Here is a 23,712-nt window from a genome sequence, read left to right as displayed (position 1 = left end):
AGCAAGAACTCGCACGACACATAGGGCCAGACACACAGCATGATCGACGTCAACGACTTCTCTGACATCCGAATCGGCTTGGCGACTGCCGACGCCATCCGCACATGGTCCAACGGCGAGGTCCGCAAGCCGGAGACCATCAACTACCGCACGCTCAAGCCCGAGAAAGACGGCTTGTTCTGCGAGAAGATCTTCGGTCCCACCAAGGACTGGGAGTGCGGCTGCGGCAAGTACAAGCGCGTCCGGTTCAAGGGAATCATCTGCGAGCGCTGCGGCGTCGAGGTCACCCGCTCCAAGGTGCGACGTGAGCGCATGGGCCACATCGAGCTGGCAGCGCCGGTCGTGCACATCTGGTACCTACGCGGCACTCGCTCGTGGCTGGCGTACTTCCTGACCGGCCTCGATCCCCGCCAGGAGCTCAAGGCCAAGGCGCTGGAACGTGTCATCTACTTTGCTGCGAACCTCGTCACCAAGGTCGAGAGCGACAAGCTGCACACCGACCTGCCGCGGCTCGAGGCCGAGAAGGCCGAGGAGATCGCCGTCATTGACGAGGAACTCGCTGAGCGGCGGGCAGAACGGCTTGGACAGCTCGAAGGCGAGCTCGCATCGCTGGAGACCGATGGCGCTCGTGAACGCGACTTGAGGTCGGCTCAGCGTGAGGCCGACCGCGATCTCGAGGCGCTCGACGAAGCAGCCGACGAAGAAAAGGACCTCGTCGAGCGTGCGTTTGCTGCGCTCAAAGATCTGCACGAGCGAATGATCATCGACGACGAGGATCTCTGGCGCGAGTTGGAGGATCGCTACGGCCAGTACTTCGAAGGCGGCATGGGAGCCGAGTCCATTGCGCAGCTCATGGCCAACATGGACTTCGACACTGAAGAGGCCGAGCTTCGAGCCGCCATCGAGGCCGCCGACGGGCGCCGTCCGCTCTCCGCGCAGCGCAAGCAGAAGGCGATCAAGCGTCTCAAAATCCTGAGCGCCTTCAACCGGCGTGACGAGCACGGTCGTCGCATCAACGATCCCCGGGCGATGATTCTCGATGCCGTGCCGTGCATCCCGCCGGATCTGCGGCCGATGGTCCAGCTTGACGGCGGCCGCTTCGCGACGTCCGATCTCAACGACCTGTACCGCCGGGTCATCAACCGGAACAACCGGCTGAAGCGTCTGCTGGATCTGCGGGCACCCGAGATCATCGTCAACAACGAGAAGCGCATGCTGCAAGAGGCGGTGGATGCGCTGTTCGATAACGGTCGAAGGGGCCGTCCTGTGACAGGTCCCGGCAACCGGGCGCTGAAGTCGCTGTCGGACATGTTGAAGGGCAAGCAGGGCCGTTTCCGTCAGAACCTGCTCGGCAAGCGAGTGGACTACTCGGGCCGATCGGTCATCGTTGCGGGGCCCACGCTGCGCCTGCACCAGTGCGGGCTGCCCAAGCTGATGGCGTTGGAGCTGTTCAAGCCGTTCGTCATGAAGCGGCTGGTCGACTCGGAGATCGCCCAGAACATCAAGTCGGCCAAGCGGATGGTGGAGCGCCGACGCGCTGACGTCTGGGACGTGCTCGAGGACGTCATCAAGGAACATCCGGTGCTGCTGAACCGGGCGCCAACGCTGCACCGGCTGGGCATTCAGGCCTTCGAACCGCTGCTGGTGGAAGGCAAGGCAGTCCAGATCCACCCGCTGGTGTGCGCCGCGTTCAACGCCGACTTCGACGGCGACCAGATGGCCGTTCACCTGCCGCTGTCCTCGGAGGCGCAGGCAGAAGCCCGGGTCCTGATGCTGTCGGCCAACAACATCCTGAGCCCGGCCGACGGCCGTCCCATGACCGTGCCCAGTCAGGACATGCTGATCGGCAGCTACTACCTGACCGAGTTGCGTACGCGCGGCAACAGGGACGATCTCAACGATCCCGACGCTGACAAGCCCATCTTCCGTCACCTGCACCAGATCGAGCGGGCGCTCGAGGGGTCTCAGGTTGGGTTGCACCAGTTCATTGAGTGGCGCATCCCGCAGCTCAGCGACGGCGACGGCGGGTTCATCCCGACCACGCCCGGCCGTGCGCTGTTCAACGCCGCATTGCCCGACGACTTTGAGTACATCAATCGCGCTGTTCGCAAGAGCGAAATGGGCCAGATCGTTCGCGCGCTTTCGGACAACTACAGCACCAGCGACATTGCGACGAGCCTGGACCACATCAAGGACCTCTGCTACTCCTACGCCAGCCGCTCAGGTCTGACGATCTCGGTCGACGACGTGCGCACGCCGCCGGACAAGGCCGAGATCCTCGAGCGACACGAAGGCGAGGCTGAGCGAGTCGAGACCCAATTCCGGCGCGGCATCATCACCGACGGCGAGCGGCGTCAGAAGGAAGTGGAGATCTGGACCGACGCCACCGACGAAGTGCGGCGTTCGCTCGAGGCTGAATTGGCCAAGACCACCTTCAACCCGATCGACATGATGGTCGGCTCAGGTGCTCGCGGAAACATGATGCAGGTGCGCCAGATCGCGGCGATCCGCGGGCTGGTGGCCAACCCTCGTGGCGACATCATCCCGCGCCCGATCAAGTCCTCGTACCGGGAAGGCCTCGCCACGCTGGAGTACTTCATCTCCACGCCAGGCGCCCGCAAGGGTCTGGTCGACACGGCGCTGCGAACCGCAGACTCGGGCTATCTCACCCGCCGTCTGGTCGATGTGGCTCAAGAGCTCATCATCAACAGCGAGAATCCTTTCGACCGCCCTGGTCCGGTGAACGGTCTGTGGATCGATGACATCGCCGCTGACAGGCCGGACAAGCGCACGCACCTTGACACGCGGCTGTTCAGCCGCTGCCTCGCGGCGGAGGTGACGCTCAGTGATGGCACTGTCTTCGAAGCCGGGAGGCTGATCGGCGAGGACGAGCTGATTGCGCTGCGCGACGATCCTGAGGTCACGGGGGTGCGTGTGCTGTCCCCCCTCACCGACGACTCCGAATTCGGAGTGTCGGCCACGGCCTATGGCGGATCGCTGGCAACGGGCAAGCTGATCGAGGTGGGCGAGGCGGTCGGCGTCATTGCCGCACAGTCCATCGGCGAGCCCGGCACGCAGCTGACCATGCGGACCTTCCACACCGGCGGTGTCATCGGCGGCGAGAACATCGCTGGCGGTCTGCCCCGCGTCGTGGAGCTGTTCGAGGCGCGCACCCCGCGCGGCAAGGCTGTCCTGGCCCGCCGCTCGGGCGTGGTGCGCATCGGCGAGGACGACGGTCGGGGCCGCCAGATCGACGTCATCGGTGACGACGGCTCCGAGGACACCTACACCGTCCCGTCGATGTCACGCCTCGCGGTCGTCGACGGTCAGGACATCCGCGCTGGCGACCCGCTTGTGGACGGACCACGCGATCCCAAGGAGCTCATCGAGATCCGCGGTGTGCGCGAAACCCAGCAGTACCTCGTTTCCGAGGTCCAGAAGGTGTACCGCGAGCAGGGCGTGTCGATCCACGACAAGCACATCGAGTTGATCATCCGCCAGATGACCCGGCGAGTGCTCGTAGGCGAGCAGGGCGACTCGCCGTTCCTGCCCGGCGAACAGGTCGACCAGCGGATCTATCGCGAAGCCAACCGCGAACTGGTGGCCCAGAGCAGCCGCCCCGCAGAAGGCCGCCCGATCATCATGGGCATCACGAAGGCGTCGCTGGCGACCGAGTCGTGGTTGTCGGCTGCCTCCTTCCAGGAGACGACCCGCGTGCTGACCGAGGCTGCCATCGAGTCGCGCCGCGACGGCTTGAAGGGTCTCAAGGAGAACATCATCATCGGCAAGCTCATTCCTGCGGGAACGGGCCAGGACTGCTACCGCAACATCGAGACGGTCGCCCCCGAGTACGAGCCGATGGAGTTCTGGTCGTCCGAAGACGCCGAGGATCCGGCCGCATGGCTGGCCTCGATCGGCGACGAGACCGATTTCGACAAGACGGGACTCGACGCGAACGTGGCGTCGATCACCGACGCCAGCTGAGCGGCCTGGTCGTCCCGTCGCTGGCGGTTGTCGTGTCGGGACGCGCTGCCTAGCCTGCTCTCTCAGTCAGGTGCGCTCCCGGTGGGGCTCCCTTCAGACTTGCCGAGCACTGTCCGCAAACCTGTCCCACTTACAGCTTCCCCAGCCACAGAGGTCTTGGTGCCCACGATCCAGCAACTGGTCCGCAAGGGCCGCAAGTCGAAGTCGACGAAGGTTCGCACGCCTGCGTTGAAGGGATCGCCGCAGCGGCGTGGGGTCTGCACGCGCGTGTACACGCACACGCCAAAGAAGCCAAACTCCGCCTTGCGCAAAGTTGCCCGCGTGCGCCTCACCAGTGGTGTCGAGGTGACCGCCTACATCCCGGGCGAGGGCCACAACCTCCAGGAGCACAGCATCGTTCTGGTTCGCGGCGGCCGGGTGAAAGATCTTCCCGGCGTCCGCTACAAGATCATCCGCGGTGCGCTGGATGCTTCGGGTGTGAGCGCCCGCCGGCAGGCGCGCTCGCGCTACGGCGCCAAGCGGGAGTCCTGACATGCCCCGCCGAGGCGCAGCGCCCCGCCGCGAAATAGCTCCCGACCCTGTGTACGACTCCACGCTGGTCAGCCAATTCATCAACAAGGTGCTGCGGCGTGGCAAGCGGTCGCTGGCCGAGCGCATCGTGTACCAGGCGATGGATCTCGTCGGCGAGCGGACGGGCGGCGAGCCGCTCGAGATTCTGAAGCGAGCGGTCGACAACACCCGCCCGCAAGTCGAGGTGAAGAGCCGCCGTGTCGGCGGCGCCACCTACCAGGTGCCCGTCGAGGTGCGACCCCGCCGCGCCACCGCGCTGGCGATCCGCTGGATCGTGGGCTTCTCCCGCGAACGCCGGGAGCGCACAATGTCGGAACGTCTCGCGAACGAGCTGATGGATGCCTCCAACGGCACCGGCTCGGCTGCCAAGCGGCGCGAAGACACGCACCGCATGGCGGAGGCCAACAAGGCCTTCGCGCATTATCGCTGGTGATCTGAGCTACCGGGGCAGCGCTGCAATGGCTCGAACGCAACCTCTCGACCGCGTCCGCAACATCGGGATCATGGCCCATATCGACGCGGGCAAGACAACGGTGACAGAGCGGATCCTCTACTACACCGGCGTCAACTACAAGATCGGTGAAGTCCACGATGGCGCCGCCACTATGGACTGGATGGAGCTGGAGCAGGAGCGGGGAATCACCATCACCTCGGCTGCCACCACCTGCCACTGGAACGATCACATCATCAACATCATCGACACGCCGGGCCACGTCGACTTCACCGTCGAGGTGGAGCGCTCGCTGCGGGTGCTCGACGGCGCCGTCGCGGTGTTCGACGGCGTGGCGGGCGTGGAACCCCAGACCGAGACGGTGTGGCGACAAGCCGACCGCTATGGCGTGCCGCGGATGTGCTTCATCAACAAGCTGGACCGCACGGGCGCCTCGTTCTTCGGCTCCCTGGCCAGCATCGAGGACCGGCTGACTCCCAACACCGCCGTGCTGCAGCTGCCGATCGGACTTGAGGCCGGTTTCGAAGGGGTGGTGGACCTCGTCGAGATGAACGCCGTGGTGTGGAAGGGCGACGATCTCGGCGCCACTTACGACACCGTCGACATCCCTGCCGATCTTGCCGACCAGGCGCAGGAATACCGCAGCAAGCTGCTCGAGCGGCTAGCGGATGTCGACGAGGACATCATGCTGGCCTATCTCGAAGGCGACGACGTCGACGCTGCCACGGTGCGGCGGGCGATCCGGCAAGGCACGATCGACGGCCAGATCGTCCCGGTGCTCACCGGCAGCGCCTTCAAGAACAAGGGCGTGCAGCCGCTGCTCGACGCAGTGACGATGTACCTGCCCTCGCCCGTGGACATCCCTGCGATCTCGGGCAGCTCCCTGAATGGCAAAGATGCGCTGGAGCGCAAGCCTGATGACAGCGAGCCCTTCTCGGCGTTGGCGTTCAAGATCATGACCGACCCCCACGTCGGCAAGCTCATCTATTTCCGGGTGTACAGCGGCCGATTCGAGCGTGGCGGCCAGGTGCTCAACACCACGACGGGCAATCGCGAGCGCATCGGGCGCATCCTGCAGATGCACGCCAACAATCGCGAGGACCGTGACGACATCGCAACCGGCGACATCGTCGCTGGCATCGGTTTGAAGAACACCCGCACTGGCGACACGCTGTGCGATTCTTCGAAGCCGATCGTGCTCGAACAGCTCAACTTCCCCGATCCAGTCGTGCACGTCGCTGTCGAGCCGAAGTCCAAGGGCGACCAGGACAAGCTGGGCAGGGCGCTCACAGCTCTCAGCGAGGAAGATCCCACCTTCCAGGTCAAGTCCGACCTCGAGACCGGCCAGACGGTGATCTCGGGCATGGGCGAGCTGCATCTCGAGGTGCTCGTCGACCGGATGCTGCGGGAATTCAAGGTTGACGCCTCGATCGGCAAGCCGCAGGTGGCCTACCGAGAGACAATCACCGCGCGGGTCAACAAGTTCGAGTACCGCCACATCAAGCAGACCGGCGGTTCGGGCCAGTACGCGGTGGTGGTCATCAATCTGCGACCGTCCGAGCCGGGCGAGGGATACGTCTTCGACGACCGCATTCGCGGCGGCGCCATCCCGCGCGAGTACATCAGCTCGGTCAACGCGGGCTTGCAGTCGTCGCTGGAGAACGGCCCGCTGGCAGGCTTTCCACTGGTGGACGTGGCCGTCGATCTTGTCGACGGCAACCATCACGACGTGGACTCCTCGGAAATGGCGTTCAAGATCGCCGGTACGATGGCCATGCGTGACGCAGCCAGGCTGGCGCGTCCGGTCCTGCTGGAACCGGTCATGTCGGTGGAGGTCGTGACGCCCGAGGACTACATGGGAGATGTCATCGGCGACCTGAACTCCCGGCGCGGCCGTGTCGGGCAGATGGAGCTGCGTGGCGTCAACCAGGTGATCGATGCCAAGGTGCCGCTGTCGGACATGTTCGGCTACGCCAACGATCTGCGGTCCCGTACCCAAGGCCGAGCCACGTACAGCATGCAGTTCGACAAGTACGAACAGGTGCCCTCCAACATTGCCGAGGAGATCATAAAACGCATCCGCGGCGAATGATCCGGCCCGCCGTTGGTGGGCACGACAGCCGTCCGGATTCCTGAGTTATTTGGCCGGGTTTATTGGAACTGGGCCACAGCGTCTCTAACCTCTCACCGTTCAATACGGTGAAGAAACAAAGACATCCCCTGCACCTCACTCTCCCCCGATAGGCGAGCAGAACCCCGAAAGGCGGGTAAGACATGGCCAAAGAGCGTTTTGAGCGGACGAAGCCTCACGTCAACGTGGGCACGATGGGACACATCGACCACGGCAAGACAACCCTGACGGCCGCCATCACACGAGTTCTTGCTGAACAGGTCGGCGGCCAGGCAACGGCCTTCGACGAGATCGACAAGGCACCCGAAGAGCGCGAGCGCGGCATCACGATTTCCATCGCTCACGTCGAGTACGAGACGGCGAACCGGCACTATGCACACGTCGACATGCCCGGCCACGCCGACTACATCAAGAACATGATCACCGGCGCCGCCCAGGTGGACGGAGCCATCCTGGTCGTGTCTGCTGCCGACGGCCCGATGCCCCAGACCCGTGAGCACGTGCTGCTGGCCCGTCAGGTTGGCGTGCCGTACATCGTGGTCGCACTCAACAAGGTTGACATGGTCGACGACGAGGAGCTGCTCGAGCTCGTCGAGCTGGAGGTGCGCGAGCTCCTCAGCGAGTACGAATTCCCCGGCGACGACGTGCCCGTGATTCAGGTCTCCGCGCTGAACGCGCTCGAGGGCGACGCGGCCGCTGGCGCGCAAGTTATCGAGCTGATGAATGCGGTGGACGACTACGTGCCCGAACCCGAGCGCGACACGGACCGCCCGTTCCTGATGCCGATCGAAGACGTGTTCTCGATCACTGGCCGGGGCACCGTGGTGACCGGCAAGATCGAGCAGGGCATCATCAACACCGGCGAAGAGATCGAGATCGTCGGTATCCGCAACACGCAGACCACGACGGTCACCGGTGTCGAGATGTTCCGCAAGATCCTCGACGAGGGCCGGGCCGGCGACAATGTCGGGCTGCTGCTGCGAGGCACCGGCAAGGACGACGTCGAGCGCGGCCAGGTTTGCACCAAGAAGGGCGCGATCACGCCGCACACCAAGTTCGAGGCACAGGTGTACGTGCTGAACAAGGACGAGGGCGGTCGTCACAAGCCATTCTTCTCGAACTACCGGCCGCAGTTCTACTTCCGTACCACCGACATCACGGGCGTCGTTGAGCTTCCTGCAGGCACCGAGATGTGCATGCCGGGCGACAACACCGAGATGACGGTTGAGCTCATCAACCCGATCGCGATGGACGAGGGCTTGCGCTTCGCCATTCGCGAGGGCGGCCGCACCGTCGGTGCCGGCCGGGTCACCAAGATCATTCAGTAACAGAAGCGACAAGTCAGGCGTTCACATGGCAGCACCTCGGATCCGGATGCGGCTCAAGGCCTACGACCACGAGATCGTGGACCAGTCCGCACAGAAGATCACCGAAACGGTGCTGCGCACCAATGCCAAGGTCCGCGGGCCTGTGCCACTGCCGACGGAAAAGCACCGCTACACCGTCGTGCGGTCACCCCACAAGGACAAGGACTCGCGCGAGCACTTCGAGATGCGCATCCACAAGCGCCTCATCGACGTGATCGACCCGACGGACAAGACGGTCGACTCGCTTCAACGTCTCGACCTTCCTGCCGGCGTCGAGATCGAGCTCAAGGTCCAGCCCTAGCCAGCTATCCGCCCGCAAGCGGGCGCGGTGCTTGTCTATCCGCCCGCAAGCGGGCGCACTAAGTGCACCTCTGATGTCTCGGTGAGTTCTTCGAGCATCGGATCGGGGATGATCTCGCCGTCGATGGCGACCGCGGTGGACGAGGTCTCGACGAGGTGCGCGTTCAGCGAGGGGTAGAGCTCGGTGAGCTTGCGAACGAACTCGCGCACGTTCGCAGCATCTATGGCGACTTCGGCAACACCGGTGTGTTTGCGCTGGTCTGTCGAGAAGTGAACGACCGCCATGAAGTCTCAGATCAGCTGTCGTTCGCGGTCAGTGCTTCCAGCACCCGCGGCGGCGAGAGCGGCAAATCGCTGATGCGGCAGCCGGTGGCGTCGGCCACGGCGTTCGCCAGCACTGGTAGCGGCGGCACGATGCCCACCTCGCCAACGCCGCGCACACCGTAGGGATGCGACGGGTTCGGCACTTCCACGATGACCGTCTCGATCATGGGCAGGTCGGAGGCCACCGGGATGCGGTAATCCAGGAAGCCTGGGTTCTCGAGCGTGCCGTCGTCGGAGTAGATGTACTCCTCGTTGAGCGCCCAGCCGATACCCTGCACGACGCCGCCCTGCATCTGGCCCTCCACGTAGCTCGGGTGGATGGCTGTGCCGGCATCCTGGGCCGTGGTGTAACGCTCGACGGTGATGCGGCCGGTCTCGGAATCGACGGAGATATCCGCCACCTGGACCGAGAACGCCGGGCCTGCGCCGCGGGCATTCAACGACGCAGTCGTACCCAGCGGGCCGCCGGTGCGCTTCGCGTTGCCGGTAATGGCAGCCAGCGACAGCGGTTCCTGTTCACCGGGTCCGTGCACGGCCGAACCGTCCACCCAGTCGACCTGTTCGAGGTCGCAGTCCCAGGTCTTGGCCGCACGCTTGCGCAGCTGCAGCTTGAGGTCTCGGCAGGCTTCCACCACGGCCATACCGGTGGCGAACGTGGCACGGCTGCCCTCGGTGACGTCGGTGAAGCCGACGACCTCGGTGTCGCCCACGACCGGCTGGATCAAGTGCACGTCCAATCCGAGTTCCTCCGCGGCCATGATGGCCATGGATGCCCGGCTGCCGCCGATGTCGGGACTTCCGGTGATGACCGTGGCCGTGCCGTTCTCGTTCAGGTTGACGGTGGCGCTCGACGCCTCACCGATGTTGAACCAGAAACCGGTGGCCACGCCGCGGCCGTATTGCTTGACGGCGGTCGATCCGCCGCTGGGCCCGGCGGGAGGCTCCGACTGGTAGTGATCGCTGTCGCGGATCGCCTCGAGGCAGTCTCGCAGGCCGATCATCGGCCACTTCGGGCCGTACGGCGTCGGATCGCCCTGCGACGGGCAGTTGTGGAGCCGCAGATCGATCGGATCCATGCCGAGCCGACGGGCGATCTCATCGACGACCGATTCCATGGCGAACGCCGCGGCAGGGGCCGACGGTGCGCGGTAGGCCACGTTGACGGGCCGGTTCATCACCACATCGAAGCCTTCGACGTAGAGGTGGTCGAGGGTGTATGCCGAGACGACGCACATGCAGCCGAGCATCGCCGCAATGCCGCCGAAGCCCCCGTTCTCGTACGCCAGCCAAGCCTGCGCCGTGGTGATCGTGCCGTCATTGCGGGCGCCGACCTTCATCTTGATGATCGATCCGGGCGCGGGCCCGGTGGCGCAGAAGACGTCCTCGCGGCTCATCACGATCTTGACCGGTCGGCCCGCCTTCGTCGACAGCAGTGCTGCCACCGGCTCGATGTAGATGGTGGTCTTGCCGCCGAAACCGCCGCCGATCTCGGCCGGGATGACCTTGATGCGCGACGTGTCCCAGCCCAGCACTGTGGCCGTCGACGAACGCACCATGAAGTGACCCTGCGACGAGCACCAGATGACGGCTTTGCCTTCCTGATCGCAGTCCACGACGCAAGCGTGCGGCTCGATGTAGCCCTGATGCACGGCCTGAGTCGAAAACTCCCGCTCGATCACGATGTCGGCTTCGGCAAAACCCTGCTCGACATCGCCGCGCTCGTACACGGTCCGGGCTGCGATGTTGGACGGCTCGGTGGGCCGGGGCTCGACGCCGCGGGTGAACAGGTTGTCGTGCAGGATCGGAGCGTCGTCCGCCATCGCGTCGGCCAGGTTGAGCACATGGGGGAGCACCTCGTAGGTGACCTCGATGGCCTCGGCCGCTGCCTTGGCCTCGCGTCGGGTCGATGCTGCCACCGCGGCTAAGGCATGGCCGGTGTACAGCACCTTGTCGCGGGCGATGACAGTGCACATCAGCTTGCGCGTGGCGCCCTTGGGGGGTGCCTCGAGGAAGTCAGCGCCGGTAACCACGGCCTTCACGCCAGGCATTGCCGCTGCGGCAGAAGTGTCGATGGAGGTGATCCGGGCGTGGGGGTGCGGCGAGCGCAGGATGTGCCCATGCAGCATTCCCGGAAGGATCAAGTCGGCCGCATAGCGGGCCTTGCCGGCGACCTTGTCGAGGCCGTCGTGGCGGATCGGGCGGGTGCCGACCCAGCGGTACCCGCCGCTGCCATTGCCGTCGGTGCCGTTGCCGTTGGTCCCTGTGCTTGCGGGTGCTTCGGTGGTGCTCATGTTCAAGTGTCCTTGTGCGTTCTTGGGCGAGCTGTTCTAAGCGGCGGTACGGATCTCGACGGCGGCGTCGAGCACCGATCGCACGATCTTGTCGTACCCGGTGCAGCGGCACAAATTGCCGGCCAGCGCGTAGCGCACTTCGGTCTCGGTGGGGTCAGGGTTCTCGTCGAGCAGCGCCTTGGCGGCCACGAGAAACCCGGGGGTGCAGATGCCGCACTGCAGCGCGGCGCCTTCGAGGAAGCACTGCTGCAGCGGGTGCAGCCCCTCGGCGCTGGCAAGACCTTCGCAGGTGGTGATGGCCGCGCCGTCGGCTTCGGGGGCGAAGATCAGGCACGAGCACTGCAGGAGCCCGTTCATGATGATCGAGCAGGCACCACAGTCGCCGGTGCCGCAGCCTTCCTTGGCCCCGGTGAGCCCCAGCTCGTCCCGCAAGGCATTGAGCAGCGATTCGCCGTCGTCGGTGAGGAAGTCGACGGTGTCGCCGTTGACCTCGCAGCTCACATGGGTGCGGCTCATTGGGAGTCCCCTTGCTGTTGGTTGTTGGGCTGTCCGTTGCGGGTGCGGATCCGGTCGGCGGCGATGGCGGCGGCTCGACGGGTGAGCACACCGGCGACCTGGCGCCGGTAGTTGATCGTGCCCCGCTTGTCGTCGATGGGGTTGCAGGCAACGCTGGCGGCCGCGTCCGCTGCGGCCAGCGCAGCGTCGTCGAGGCGGCTGCCGACCAGCGCTACTTCTGCCGCATGCACTCGCACGACGGTGGGGGCAACCGCGCCGAGTGCAACAGCGGCCGCGCTCACGGTGCCGTCGTCGTCCAGCGTGAGCCGGACGCCGGCGCCCACCACGGCAATGTCCATCTCGGTGCGCGGGATGAGCCGCAGGTAAGCGTCTGCGGTGCTGGCCGCCGGACGGGCGAGCTCGAAGCACACCACGATCTCGCCGTGGGCCAGCGACGTCTGGCCCGGGCCCGTCACCACGTCGGCCACGGGCACTCGTCGCTCGCCCTGCGCCCCTGCGATCACCGCGACCGCATCGTTCACCACCAGAGGCGGCACAGAGTCGGCGGCGGGAGAGGCGTTGCACAGGTTCCCACCGAGGCTCGAGCGGTTCTGGATCTGGTCCGACCCGATGAGCCCGGCGGCCTCGCTCAGGCCCGGAAAGTCGGCGCTGAAGGCGGCATTGCCGGTCAGCACCGAAGAGGGCACTGCGGCTCCGACGTGCCAGGTGTCGCCCTCGAGGCTTACCGACATGAGACGGTCGATCTTCTTGAGGTCGATCACCATCGACGGCTCGGGCCGGCCGCCGCGCATCTGCGGCACGACGTCGGTGGCGCCTGCGAACACGATGGCGTCGGTATCGCCAGCGAGCAGCGCCCGGGCCTCATCGATGGTGGTCGGCGCGGCATATTTCATGCGGGTAGCTCCCGATCCGGTATCTGTGGCGAATGTATCGACGGCACCGCCTTTCGGCGGCTGTGTCCAATGCACCGCCTTGCGGCGGCTGTATCTCGTGCACCGCCTTGCGGCGGTCGTGTCTCGTGCACCGCCTTGCGGCGGTCGTGAGTACACGGCAGCGGACGATAGTTGCGCTGGGACGTGCTTGTGGCGTTAGCGACGCTCGCCGGCCACCGGGCGATCGCGACCCGGCGGCGAGCGGACGAAGAACGGTCGCCGGAAACCGGCAATCATGGCGGGTGCTGGGTGAGACCCGAGGAGCGATTGATGGCTGAACAACAGGGTGCAGCGCGGGGGTCCGACTGCGTCGTGCTGGCAACTGTGCCCGATGGGCCGTTGCGCAGCGAGCACTTCGCGATGCAGACCGAAGACGTGCCCGATCCGGGACCGGGTGAGGTGCTGGTGCGGGTGCAGGCGATCACGATCGGCGCGGGACAGCGGGCGGGCCTGCAGGGCAGTGCCAGCTACGCGGGCGCTCCGGAGGCTGGCGTCGTGATGCGAGGCACCGGCGCCGGCGTGGTGGAGGCCTCCAACGCCGAGGGGATCAACGTGGGCGACACGGTGGTGGGCTGGACCGGCTGGCGCCGTCACGCGGTGATGACCGGTGGCGACCTGCGAGTTTCCGATGGCTCGCTGGATCCCGCCTTGCACCTGGGTGTGCTCGGTACGAACGGGCTCACTGCCTATTTCGGCTTGCTCGACGTTGGCCGACCCCAACCGGGCGAGACCGTGGTGGTGTCCGCAGCGGCGGGATCGGTGGGGCACATCGTCGGGCAGATCGCCAAGGCAAAGGGCGCCACGGTGGTGGGCGTGGCCGGTTCAGACGAGAAGTGCGCGCTGCTGACGGGCGAGATCGGCTTCGACGCTGCCATTAACCGACACTCGCCCGAATTCCGGGCCGAATTCCGGGCTGCCACACCCGACCGCATCAACGTGTACTTCGACAACACCGGCGGCGAGATCCTGGGCTCCGCCCTGTTCCGCATGGCCACCTTCGGACGCATTGTCTGCTGTGGTGCCGTTTCGGCCTACGACACCGCCACGCCCGACCCCAGCCCGCGCGGCATCCCGGGCTTGCTGGTGAACAATCAGGTGCGCATGCAGGGCTTCATCGTCTTCTCCTACGCCGACCGTTACGACGAGGCTCGTGCGGAGATGCGCGGGTGGATCGACAACGGTGCGCTCACGCCCCGTCACGTCACCTACAACGGCCTCGACACCGCCGGCGGCGCGTTCGTCGACCTGCTCGGCGGTCGCACGATCGGCACCACCATCGTCCGCCTCGGCGACTGAGCCACCCCAACGGCCCGCTCGGCTGCTGAGTTGCTTGCACCGCCGATACGGCGGTTGTGCGCGCGGCGGAACCTAGGCTCAGCCCATGGCGGCCGCCCCTCAGCCGGAGCGAGCAACTGCTGAGGCGCACGCCGACGGCGGAGACCGACCTTCTGCTCTCGCAAGGCTCACAGTTCGAGGCGCGTATCCGATCGTGATCCTGCTTGGGATCGGCATCTACACCACGCTGGGATCGCTCGGCGTGCCCGCCACAGTTGCGTCGTACGTGGCTGTGGTGGTTGGGGCCGGCTTGGTCACGCTGCACGAGATCTTTGTGCCCTACCGCCCCGAATGGCGCCCGCAGGGTGACGACGTGCGGGCCGATGTGGCCTTCATGCTGGCCGTACAGGTGGTGTTGCCGTTGCTGCTCGCGCTTGGGGCAACGACGGCGTTTGCCGGCTGGTTGCGAGAAGGCGACCTCACTTTCGGGAGTCTGTGGCCGCACACCTGGCCAGTCGCGCTGCAGGCGGTCCTGATGCTGGCCGTGGCTGACTTCTTCCGGTACTGGATGCACCGGGCCTTTCACGGTTCCGCCTTCATGTGGCGGTGGCACGCCGTGCATCACTCTCCGCATCGGCTGTACTGGCTCAACGTCGGCCGCTTCCATCCAGGAGAGAAAGCGGTCCAGTTCTGCGTTGACGCGTTGCCGTTCGTGCTCGTGGGCGTGGGAAGCGAGGTGCTTGCGGCGTATTTCGTCTTCTACGCGCTGAACGGCTTCTACCAGCACTCCAATTGCAATGTGCGCCTTGGGTGGCTCAACTACCTCATCAGCGGCCCGGAGCTGCACCGTTGGCATCACTCCGAGTTGCCGGCGGAGTCCGATCACAACTTCGGCAACAACCTGATCATCTGGGATGTGCTGTTCGGAACCCGGTATCTGCCGGCCGACGCAGCCGTCGGTCGGCTCGGACTGTTGAACCGCGAGTACCCGAGGAGCTTTGTGGCCCAGATGCGCACCCCCTTGATTCGAGGACTCGACAAGCGGGCGGCCGAGGGGGCGACGTCTTCGTGACTCACGGCCTCAGCTACCGCCTGCTCCGTGCTGGTCTGGCCGCGGCCAGCGGGCGTACGTACCGCCGGCTTGTGGATGCGTGCGCCAATCCTCGGGCGGTTCAGGATCAGGTACTGCAACGCATTTTGTCCGACAATGCCGGCACGGTGTTCGGAGCCGATCATCGCTTCGGTTCCATCGCAGGATTCGAGGACTACCAGCGTGCCGTGCCCGTGCAGACCTACGAGGACCTCCGGGAGGGGATCGAGCGGCAAGAAGCCACCGGCGAACCCTGCCTGACCGCGGAACAGCCCGTCTATTACAACCAGACCAGCGGCACCGTTGCAGCGCCCAAGAACATCCCGCTGACCAAGGCAGGCTTGGCTCGAATCCAACGTTTGCAGCGACTTGCCGCCTACGCGTTGTCAAGGCGGACATCGGCACTCGGCGGCAAGGTGTTCGTGGTAAGCGGCGCTGCGCACGAGGGCACCATGCCGGCAGGCACGCCGTACGGCTCGGCATCGGGCCAGATCTACGCGAGCCAGGGTGCGCTGCTTCGCCGCCGGTATGTGCTGCCCGCGTCAGTATCGGACATCGCTGACTATGACGCCCGCTACTTGACGATGGCGGTGCTAGGTGCCGCTGACGGTTCTGTTACAACGATGGCGACGGCCAATCCGTCGACGTTTGTCCGGCTGATGGATGTGCTCAACGAGCACGCCGAATCGGTGATCGACGCGGTGGCGGCGGGGAAGCTGCCCGCGGCGTGCGCCGGCGCGGTTCGCGGCGACGAGCTGGGCTTTGGTCCTGATCCGCAGCGAGCAGCAGGGCTCCGCCGGAGACTCGAAGCCGCCGGTGAGCTCACCTATGCCGACATCTGGAGCGATCTGCAGGCGGTGGTGACGTGGACCGGGGGGAGCTGCGGCCTGGCCGTCGAGCGCCTTCAGCCGATGCTGACGAGCGGCTGCCCGGTATTCGAATTGGGATATCTCGCCAGCGAGGTGAGCGGCACCGTCAACATCGATCCCATCGAGGGCTCGTGCGTGGCGACCCTGGCCGACAACTTCTTCGAGTTCGCAGAACGCGACGCGTGGGAGGACGCCGCCGATGAAGCGGACCGTGGCCTGCAGACCTGCACGCTCGCCGACCTCGAGACCGGACGGGACTACTACGTCATCGTGACCACAGCCGACGGTCTGTACCGCTACGACATGAACGACATCGTGCGGGTGACGGGCTGGGTGGATCGCGCGCCGGTCCTTTCCTTCGTCCAGAAGGGCAAGGGAGTCACGAGCATCACCGGCGAGAAACTCTATGAGTCCCAGGTGATCTCGGCCGTGACCGCTGCGGTCGCGGAACTCGGGACCGTCGCGCCATTCTTCATCGTGCTCGCCGACGAGGCCGAGGCGACCTACACGTTGTACGTGGAATTGGCGAGCACTCCGGACGCCGTGTCGGAGGCCAGCGTGGCCGGCGACTTGGCGAGCAACATCGAGCGGTCGCTGCGACACGCCAATGTCGAGTACGACGCGAAACGAGCCAGCGGTCGGCTCGCTCCGCTGCGTGTCCGGTTCCTTGCTGCGGGCACCGGCGACGCATACCGGCGCCAGCGTGTCGCCGACGGCCAACGCGACGTGCAGTTCAAGTACCTCCATTTGCAGTACAGCGCCGAGTGCTCGTTCGGCTTCGACGACTTCCTCACCGCCACCTGAGCGAGATTCGACGGGGTCACCGCGTGCAGATCCGCCATCTGAAAGCGTTCACGTTCCCGGTGCCGTTCAAGCGTGTGTTCCGGCATGCCTCCGCGAGCCGCAGCCAAGCCGAGAACGTCATCGTGGCGGCCCACGCTGCCGACGGGAAGATCGGTTACGGCGAGGGGTGTCCGCGGCTGTACGTGACTGGGGAAACGGTCCCCGACTGCGCTGCATTCGTCAGCCAGTACGCCGATTCGTTCTGCGCGGACGTCAGGAGTGTCAACGATCTGCGGGCTTGGGCCGATGCCCACCGCAGCGTCATCGACAACAACCCAGCTGCGTTCTGTGCAATGGAGATTGCCGCACTCGATCTGCTGGGCAAGGAAGACAGTTGCAACATCGAGCAATTGCTCGGCGTCGCGACGGGCCCACCCGACGTGGCCTACTCAGCCGTCCTCGGCGATATGCCGCTGCCGCTGTATCGGTGGCAGCTCCGCGACTACCGGGCGCGGGGTTTCACCGATTTCAAGGTGAAGCTCTCGGGCTCGCCCCGGCGTGACCGCGCCAAGCTGGCCCCGTTCGCCTCTCGAGGTTCGGGTCCGGAGACCGTTCGTCTCGATGCGAACAACCTCTGGGAGACGCCCATGGCGGCCATCAAGCACTTGGACGCGCTGGAAGATGTCGCGTTCGCTATCGAGGAGCCGCTGCAGGCGGGCGACATCGAGGGGTGCGCTCAGATCGCCCGTGACTGCCGCATCAAGATCATCGCCGACGAGAGCGTGTGGCTCGCCGATCAGCTGGAGGCGTTGGCGGAACCATCTCGATGGATCGCCAACGTGCGCGTGTCGAAGATGGGAGGCATCGTCAGGTCGCTCGACGTCGTGGCCGCCGCAGCGAGCGCAGGCATCGATGTCATCGTCGGATGCCAGGTGGGGGAGACGAGCCTGCTCACCCGAGCAGCGCTCCCAGTCATCGCGAGCGCCCCGGGCGCAATCGTGGCGGCAGAGGGTGCATTCGGCACGCACCTGCTGGCCAGTGATCTCACTGATCGGACCATCATGTTCGGTCACGGCGGCGTGCTGCGGGGACGCGACGTGCCCGATCGCAGCGGCGGCGGGCTGGGCCTTCGGCTTGATCCCGCAGCCGTTCTGGTGCCGCTGGAGGTCACGTGAGCGACGACCGCTTCGCCGCGGCGAGCCTGGCGCTGGGCCTGGCGTTCTTGGCCCGCGTCGCGGGCCAAGCCGCCCAGCGCTGGTGGGGTGTCAGCTTCTTGCCCTCGCAGGACGCATGGCAGGGCAGCAGCCTGCCGTTCCCGGCACTGTTCGTGTCCCAGCTCGTGATCCTGGTGATCATCGCGGTAGCGACGCTGCGGATCCGAGCAGGCCGGAATCTCTTCGGGCGGCGCTGGATGACGTCGGTCGCTTGGTTCGGGATCCTGTACTTCGTCGTGATGTCGGCCCGCCTGGTCCTCGGGTTCGGAGGCAGCGCCGGCGTATTCGGCGAGGACAGCTTTGCCGCCCGAAGGTGGTTCACTGCCTACCTGCCGACGGTGTTTCACCTGGTCCTGGCGGGTGAAGTGCTGCTGTTCGCGGCCTACCAACGCGCTCGCCTGAGACAGACCAGCTGAGCGACCGCGGGGTTGGGGTGTTGCCCGTGACTGTCAGTGACACCGTGCCCGCATGGTTGCCGCCTTGATGCCATCGGCTTTTGCCTTGGCGTACAAGCTGTCTGTGTCGCCGAATTCTGCTTGTTCTGGCTCGACCCCGACTAGTAGCTTCAATTGGTGAGACGCAGGAAAGGAAGTGACGCTGTGGCCGCGAATCCGATGCCAGCCGCGATCAAGATCGAATCCGATACGGAACTTGTGACGCTTGCTGATGTGGACGCTGCCGTAGGCGCCACCCCGGTTCCACCGGATGAGCAGAACGGCGTGATCTACAGCAGCGACGAGGAATTCTCCGCGCACCTCGAAGCTCAGCCGTTCGATTCATCGGGCGAATAGTCCGAGCGGGTGCCGACGCACGAGATTCTTCCGTAGCTCGGTCTCAAGGCCAGCCTCGTTCGTCGATGTCGGTCATGAGGCGGCGCTTCAGCTTGTGCTCGGTACGGATCTGACCCAAGAGCGTCACGAAGCGCTCGGGCTCACCAGCGGAGTTGGCCAGGCGACGGATGCGCGCCATGAGGTCGACGGCACCGCGATAGAGGTCCGGTCGCTTGAGTCCAATGATCGACAGCGCTTCTGATTCGTAGACGGCGATTGCGTCGAGCGGGTGGGTCTGCTCGCGGACGCGGGCGAGTGTGAGTCTCAGCGCTGGTCCGCATCCGAATTCGGCGGCTGCGTCCCACGCTGCGCCCACGAGATCGCCTCGTCGGATCGGCCGGCAGCTTCGAGCGAGATAGCGATCTCCAGGACGTCCCGAGAACTCGGCTCGTCCCGGCTGTGTACGTCGATGAGGGCATCAGGGTCGCCGGTGGCGAGCGCCCATCCCACCATTGCCTGGCGAACGGCGAATACGGCACCGTACGGATCGTCCGTCGGCTTGATCTTGCGCCACCGAGGTTCGAGCCGGCGCCGGTATTCGGCCAGCCCGGCCTCGCCCAGAATGTCCGCATAGCTCGCGGCTGCTCGGTGGAACCCGTCCAGTTCCGAGCTCAGTTCCAGCTTCACCAGGCAGGCTGCAAGCTCGACGGGGTCGGACGTTCCTTCCCGGCATGATCGAAGATGCAATTCGGAGAGCCGATCGATGATGCCGGTCAGGTGGCCGTCGGAGTCGTCCACATAGTTCATGGCCTTGTCGGCGCAGCCGAAGACGTGTTCTGCGAGTTCGGCGACGGCATCGGGGTGGCCGAACTCGCACAGGTTCTCGAGATGCTCGATCATGACGTGGATGCCGTCTGCCCAAGCTTCAGCCTCGTAGTAGCTCACGAAGTCGCCGTGAGCGAAGAAGGCGCGGTCGATGCGCCGCACCCACACGCTGAGCTTGGGCGCGCTGGCACTGGTGCCGATCTGCCTTCTTGGTGAGCTGCTGCCGGCGGCCGCGCGCTCGGGTCGGACATCGGGCTCATCCCTGCGGGGAAGCAGCGCCAGCGCCGTTGCCACGCAGTGCTTGCAGAAAGAGCCATCCTCCGCCGCAGGGCAAGTACACGACGAGCGGGGCCGGTCACCGTCGGCCCACAGCTCCACGATGTAGGGCACCGTGCCCCGAACCATCGCCCGGACCCGTCCATCGCGCTCGACCGGCGTTTCGACCCGGCGTTCGTGCAAGTAGCCCACACCGCGCTCATAAGAACGTGGCCCAGCGAGCCTCTTCACTCTCGCAGCGTCGAACAGCGGGTCCACGACCTCACTCCAGAATCGGTGCATCGCCAACGGCCGACGTGGAGACTTGTCCTCCCGAGGGCCGTCTCAGCCCCGAGCCGCACGAACTGTACGACCCCGGCAAGATCCACCGTTCCCATCAGCCGGCCCGCAAGTGTGCGACGCGTCGTCGCTGAGGTTCCATGGCGAATTCACCACTATGTTCGGCGAGGAGGCATCTACTGATGGCACGCACCTCCTGACTGACGCACATGCCGTGGAAGTCGCGGGATTCGTCTGCCCAAACTTGCATGTTGGTACCATAAATGTTACCAACAAGCTATTCGCGGCAAAGACGAGGGGATTGAGATGGCACTGACTCGAGACTTCAAAGAGACGGTCCAGGCCCGCGTTCGGCGGGACCCCGAATTCCGCGTGCGACTCCTGAAGGAAGGCGTCGACTGCATGCTCGCCGGAGACATCGACACAGGCAAGCTCGTGCTGCGTGACTACATCAACGCGACGATTGGCTTCTCAGGACTCGGCGAACTGACACACAAGCAGCCCAAGAGCCTCATGCGCATGCTGAGCCCGAGCGGCAACCCCCACGCCCGCAACTTGTTTGAGATCATCGGCTGCATCCAACGACACGAGGGCCTCCAGCTCGAAGTGAAATCAGTCCGATAAGTCGGCCCTGCGCAACCATGCTTGGGACGGTTGATGTCGCCTTGACTCGGCTTGCCGATGAGGCCGTCGAGGTCTTCTCTGCAACGATGCAGCCGTCGGTCCCAGCTCGTGAGAAGTGATTCGGAGATGCCGTGGTCACGGCATTGGCTGGCTGCGAATTCTGCGATGTCGAACGCCGCGGCAGTGTGAGTGCGGAGTCGTGCCTCGTCGAAGTGGGCTTGAGGCCGGTCAGCGCTGTAAGTCGAGCCTTGCCGCCATACATCCAAGTCTGCGAGGTTGACCTGGCTGCCGGCGAGCTTTCCGAATGCATCGCTCACCCATTCGGGCTGGGGTCTGAGTAGTTCAAGGATGTTGTGAGAGTGAACCGGCGCAGTGCCGACGAGCACGACATGCGTCGTCTTGGCTGCTGACTCGATGGCCATATGAATCTCGCCCATCGCCGCCGCGAAGCGAACGTCTTCGACCGCAGCCAGCGGCCGCTCGGGCTCGTGCCTTGAGGGCACAGCGTCGTATCCACCGTTCGTCGTAGTCGAGGTCATCGTAGATGGCCACCAAGTCGATGTCGCCCACGTTGATGGCCTCGCCCTGGGCCAACGAGCCGTAGAGCAGCACAGTGCCGACGCCGGCATCGAGGATCGCTCCAGCGGCACGCTGAGCCGCTACGAGGTCGGGTGCGGCCATAGACCGAGACTAATCAGAGCGGCCAGCAAGAACGAAACGGATCGGAACTGTTCGCTACCTCACAGCTCACAGGGTGCGCGAGATCACCCATCGCTCGCGTGACCCAACCGTTGGCCCAGATCGACGGGCGTGCGTTCCAGAACGGTTAGCCAAGAGAGAATTGGCCATTGTGATCCCGGTGCCGCAGACGTTCATGCTGATGCGACCTGCCGATATGGCGGGAAACGGGGGAACGCAAATCGCAGCTCGCGTCATCTCGTAGCACGAATACATGCGCGCATCGAATGGATTGCCTCTATTGCGGCCCGATGCTGACGACGCCACGCGATAACTGAGAGTTATGAGCGGTACCGTTCTTGGTCTTGGCGGCTCGAATCACGACTTCAGCGCCGCCATCGTTCGCGACGGCGAGATCTTGATTGCGGTCGAGGATGAACGCCTCCACAGGGTGAAGCGTGGCAACTCCGGCTGGCACGCCAGCCCAGCACGAGATGCCACCAAGTATTGCCTCGACGCGGCCGGCCTCGCGCTCGAAGATCTGGATCGTGTGTTTTGGGAGTCTTCGCGTTCTTGTGGGATGCAGGCCAGCACACGACCGGCACCGTTGGTGTTCGGCCTCGCGAGCCAGGCGGTACTTGTGCGCGTGCGACCAGAAAATCGCTTTGCTCGTTCATGCCGTGCATCTACGTTGCGCTGTCACCTCGACGGCTGCGGAGGGAGTCTCGTGTCTGAACAGGATCGTGTCCGGCTCTATCGTTGGCTGTGAGAGCAGGCCGACGAGCAGCTGGCTGAGTACCTGATGTCGTGCCTGCCGCCGGTTGCTGACAACGATGTGGTCACCAAGGAGTTCCTGCGCGCAGAACTGTCCCGGTTCGCCACCAAAGACGAACTCACAGCGCGGTTCGACGCAATGCGCACTGAGCACGCTGCGCAGCGAGACGCCGATCGCACTGAGCACGCAACCCAGTTCAATAGCCTCCGGACTGAGTCAAGACACCAATTCCGTTGGCTCGTGGGCATTGTGACGACGATGTTCGGCGTGCTGATGGCAGCCATGTTCGCTCTTGCCGCCGTTTCCTGACGTACACCGTCGTGCTCGGCGGCCTGGCGCAGCGCACGCAGGTGAACACGGCCGTGCTTGGGGCTGAATCCCGCTGACATCTGAGGGTTGGGGAGATGGGGGACCCTCGGTAGGCTGCTTCATTCGCGGTGCGGGGTCTCCTTCACCGAACCGACGTCCGGCCAGGCCGGGTGCGCAATGCCAATTGGCGGCGGGCACACGGAACCGGTTGGCACAACCGGAGAATCGCTCCGCCGGCAGCGCCGTGCGGAGCGTTTACGTGCCGCCCGGGAGGGCGGACCGGCAAGCAGAGTGCCGCCCGGGAGGGCGGACCGGCAAGCAGAGTGCCGCCCGGGAGGGCGGACCGGCATCGACGAAGGCACGAGAGAGACGCTGACATGGCGAACAAGGCGCTCGTCGCGACGAAAGTCGGCATGACGCAGCTTTGGGATGACGAGAATCGGGTCGTCCCGGTCACCGTGCTGCGCGTGGATACATGCCGGGTCACCCAAGTCCGCACCACCGAGCAGGACGGCTACACCGCGGTGCAGGTCACCTACGGCCACCGCGAAGCCCGCAAGCTCAATCGCCCCACGGTGGGTCACTACGAGCGTGCTGGGGTCGACCCCGGCGTACGCCTCGTAGAGCTGCGGCTCGATGATGTGAGCGAAGTGACGGTCGGTGCCGAATTGGGCGCCGACCTTTTCAGTCCTGGGGAGCTCGTCGATGTGACGGCCACCTCCAAAGGCAAGGGCTTCGCCGGTGTCATGAAGCGGCACAATTTCTCGGGCCAGCGAGCCAGCCACGGCGCCCACCGCGTGCATCGCGCTCCCGGAGCCATCGGTGCCTGCGCCACGCCCTCGCGTGTGTTCAAGGGGACCCGCATGGCCGGCCGCATGGGCAGCGAGAAGGTCACCACGCTCAACCTCACTGTCGTCGAAGCCGACGCGGAGCGCGGCCTGCTGTTGGTGCGCGGTTCGGTCCCCGGACCCAAGGGCGGCACGGTCGTCGTCCGCAACGCTGTCAAAGCGCCACTGGACGCGTCGGCAAACACAGCGCCCCTGGGCGCGTCGGCAAACACAGCGCCGGCAAGGGTTTGA

Annotated in this window: 24 protein-coding genes; 16 read left to right on the top strand and 8 right to left on the bottom strand. The window is 65.3% G+C overall.

Annotation, left to right across the window (positions count from 1 at the left end; genetic code table 11):
- Positions 1-39: 39 nt before the first annotated feature.
- The 6 genes from rpoC to rpsJ all read left to right on the top strand — a co-directional run bounded on the left by rpoC (position 40) and on the right by rpsJ (position 8,804).
- Positions 40-3,984, top strand: coding sequence for a DNA-directed RNA polymerase subunit beta' (rpoC, locus tag ACOQPH_RS14475; protein ID WP_420622061.1), 3,945 nt, complete (start codon positions 40-42; stop codon positions 3,982-3,984).
- Between the two features lie 159 nt (positions 3,985-4,143).
- A complete protein-coding gene (gene rpsL / locus ACOQPH_RS14470) occupies positions 4,144-4,515 on the top strand; it encodes a 30S ribosomal protein S12 (RefSeq protein WP_419554762.1) in 372 nt (123 codons plus the stop codon).
- A 1-nt stretch (position 4,516) separates the two neighbouring features.
- On the top strand, positions 4,517-4,987 hold the full coding sequence (gene rpsG / locus ACOQPH_RS14465; protein ID WP_420622060.1) for a 30S ribosomal protein S7: 471 nt from the start codon (positions 4,517-4,519) through the stop codon (positions 4,985-4,987).
- 25 nt (positions 4,988-5,012) lie between these two features.
- Entirely contained in the window at positions 5,013-7,097 is a 2,085-nt protein-coding gene (gene fusA, locus ACOQPH_RS14460; protein WP_420622059.1) for an elongation factor G, read from the top strand.
- A gap of 182 nt (positions 7,098-7,279) precedes the next feature.
- Positions 7,280-8,464, top strand: coding sequence for an elongation factor Tu (tuf, locus tag ACOQPH_RS14455; protein WP_420622058.1), 1,185 nt, complete (start codon positions 7,280-7,282; stop codon positions 8,462-8,464).
- Between the two features lie 25 nt (positions 8,465-8,489).
- Positions 8,490-8,804 (top strand): 30S ribosomal protein S10, encoded by a 315-nt coding sequence (gene rpsJ / locus ACOQPH_RS14450; RefSeq protein WP_323671069.1) that lies wholly within the window; start codon positions 8,490-8,492, stop codon positions 8,802-8,804.
- 35 nt (positions 8,805-8,839) lie between these two features.
- On the opposite strand, the gene ACOQPH_RS14445 is transcribed toward rpsJ, so the two are convergent.
- The 4 genes from ACOQPH_RS14445 to ACOQPH_RS14430 are packed head-to-tail and all read right to left on the bottom strand — an operon-like array spanning position 8,840 to position 12,827.
- Positions 8,840-9,088, bottom strand: coding sequence for a MoaD/ThiS family protein (locus ACOQPH_RS14445; RefSeq protein WP_420622057.1), 249 nt, complete (start codon positions 9,086-9,088; stop codon positions 8,840-8,842).
- Positions 9,089-9,099: 11 nt separating this feature from the next.
- Complete coding sequence (locus ACOQPH_RS14440) at positions 9,100-11,418, bottom strand: xanthine dehydrogenase family protein molybdopterin-binding subunit (protein WP_420622056.1); 2,319 nt, start codon at positions 11,416-11,418, stop codon at positions 9,100-9,102.
- 36 nt (positions 11,419-11,454) lie between these two features.
- Positions 11,455-11,934, bottom strand: coding sequence for a (2Fe-2S)-binding protein (locus tag ACOQPH_RS14435; RefSeq protein ID WP_420622055.1), 480 nt, complete (start codon positions 11,932-11,934; stop codon positions 11,455-11,457).
- A complete protein-coding gene (locus tag ACOQPH_RS14430; RefSeq protein WP_420622054.1) occupies positions 11,931-12,827 on the bottom strand; it encodes an FAD binding domain-containing protein in 897 nt (298 codons plus the stop codon). Before ACOQPH_RS14430 ends, ACOQPH_RS14435 begins: the two co-directional genes overlap by 4 nt.
- Positions 12,828-13,136: 309 nt before the next feature.
- Here ACOQPH_RS14430 and ACOQPH_RS14425 point away from each other — a divergent pair, with 309 nt between their 5' ends.
- From ACOQPH_RS14425 to ACOQPH_RS14400, 6 genes are all read left to right on the top strand, one after another.
- Positions 13,137-14,162 carry an NADP-dependent oxidoreductase gene (locus tag ACOQPH_RS14425; RefSeq protein WP_420622053.1) on the top strand — a complete coding sequence of 342 codons (1,026 nt, stop codon included), beginning with the start codon at positions 13,137-13,139 and terminating at the stop codon, positions 14,160-14,162.
- A gap of 85 nt (positions 14,163-14,247) precedes the next feature.
- On the top strand, positions 14,248-15,213 hold the full coding sequence (locus tag ACOQPH_RS14420; RefSeq protein WP_420622052.1) for a sterol desaturase family protein: 966 nt from the start codon (positions 14,248-14,250) through the stop codon (positions 15,211-15,213).
- Positions 15,210-16,904, top strand: a complete 1,695-nt coding sequence (locus ACOQPH_RS14415; protein WP_420622051.1) for a GH3 auxin-responsive promoter family protein — start codon at positions 15,210-15,212, stop codon at positions 16,902-16,904. Before ACOQPH_RS14420 ends, ACOQPH_RS14415 begins: the two co-directional genes overlap by 4 nt.
- A gap of 23 nt (positions 16,905-16,927) precedes the next feature.
- Positions 16,928-18,058: a mandelate racemase/muconate lactonizing enzyme family protein gene (locus tag ACOQPH_RS14410; RefSeq protein ID WP_420622050.1), complete on the top strand. Its 1,131-nt coding sequence runs from the start codon at positions 16,928-16,930 to the stop codon at positions 18,056-18,058.
- Positions 18,055-18,513 (top strand): hypothetical protein, encoded by a 459-nt coding sequence (locus ACOQPH_RS14405; protein WP_420622049.1) that lies wholly within the window; start codon positions 18,055-18,057, stop codon positions 18,511-18,513. Before ACOQPH_RS14410 ends, ACOQPH_RS14405 begins: the two co-directional genes overlap by 4 nt.
- Before the next feature lie 156 nt (positions 18,514-18,669).
- A complete protein-coding gene (locus ACOQPH_RS14400) occupies positions 18,670-18,888 on the top strand; it encodes a hypothetical protein (RefSeq protein WP_420622048.1) in 219 nt (72 codons plus the stop codon).
- Between the two features lie 43 nt (positions 18,889-18,931).
- On the opposite strand, the gene ACOQPH_RS14395 is transcribed toward ACOQPH_RS14400, so the two are convergent.
- Both ACOQPH_RS14395 and ACOQPH_RS14390 read right to left on the bottom strand, forming a co-directional pair.
- Positions 18,932-19,243, bottom strand: a complete 312-nt coding sequence (locus ACOQPH_RS14395; RefSeq protein WP_420622047.1) for a hypothetical protein — start codon at positions 19,241-19,243, stop codon at positions 18,932-18,934.
- Entirely contained in the window at positions 19,192-20,226 is a 1,035-nt protein-coding gene (locus ACOQPH_RS14390) for an SWIM zinc finger family protein (protein ID WP_420622046.1), read from the bottom strand. Before ACOQPH_RS14390 ends, ACOQPH_RS14395 begins: the two co-directional genes overlap by 52 nt.
- A gap of 327 nt (positions 20,227-20,553) precedes the next feature.
- On the opposite strand from ACOQPH_RS14390, the gene ACOQPH_RS14385 reads away from it, so the two are divergent.
- Positions 20,554-20,871 (top strand): DNA-binding protein, encoded by a 318-nt coding sequence (locus ACOQPH_RS14385; RefSeq protein ID WP_420622045.1) that lies wholly within the window; start codon positions 20,554-20,556, stop codon positions 20,869-20,871.
- A gap of 342 nt (positions 20,872-21,213) precedes the next feature.
- On the opposite strand, the gene ACOQPH_RS14380 is transcribed toward ACOQPH_RS14385, so the two are convergent.
- Both ACOQPH_RS14380 and ACOQPH_RS14375 read right to left on the bottom strand, forming a co-directional pair.
- Entirely contained in the window at positions 21,214-21,552 is a 339-nt protein-coding gene (locus ACOQPH_RS14380) for a hypothetical protein (protein WP_420622044.1), read from the bottom strand.
- Between the two features lie 295 nt (positions 21,553-21,847).
- On the bottom strand, positions 21,848-21,997 hold the full coding sequence (locus tag ACOQPH_RS14375) for a hypothetical protein (protein ID WP_420624391.1): 150 nt from the start codon (positions 21,995-21,997) through the stop codon (positions 21,848-21,850).
- Between ACOQPH_RS14375 and ACOQPH_RS14370 the strand changes: the two genes are divergently transcribed.
- The 3 genes from ACOQPH_RS14370 (at position 21,968) to rplC (ending at position 23,712) form a co-directional block, all read left to right on the top strand.
- On the top strand, positions 21,968-22,318 hold the full coding sequence (locus ACOQPH_RS14370) for a hypothetical protein (RefSeq protein ID WP_420624358.1): 351 nt from the start codon (positions 21,968-21,970) through the stop codon (positions 22,316-22,318). The two genes, ACOQPH_RS14375 and ACOQPH_RS14370, sit on opposite strands and share 30 nt — an antisense overlap.
- Before the next feature lie 33 nt (positions 22,319-22,351).
- On the top strand, positions 22,352-22,633 hold the full coding sequence (locus ACOQPH_RS14365) for a hypothetical protein (RefSeq protein ID WP_420622043.1): 282 nt from the start codon (positions 22,352-22,354) through the stop codon (positions 22,631-22,633).
- 377 nt (positions 22,634-23,010) lie between these two features.
- A complete protein-coding gene (gene rplC / locus ACOQPH_RS14360; RefSeq protein WP_420622042.1) occupies positions 23,011-23,712 on the top strand; it encodes a 50S ribosomal protein L3 in 702 nt (233 codons plus the stop codon).

Source organism: Candidatus Poriferisodalis sp. (assembly GCF_965221945.1).
Lineage (GTDB): Bacteria > Actinomycetota > Acidimicrobiia > Acidimicrobiales > Poriferisodalaceae > Poriferisodalis.
This window is presented reverse-complemented; position numbering and strand designations above follow the sequence as displayed.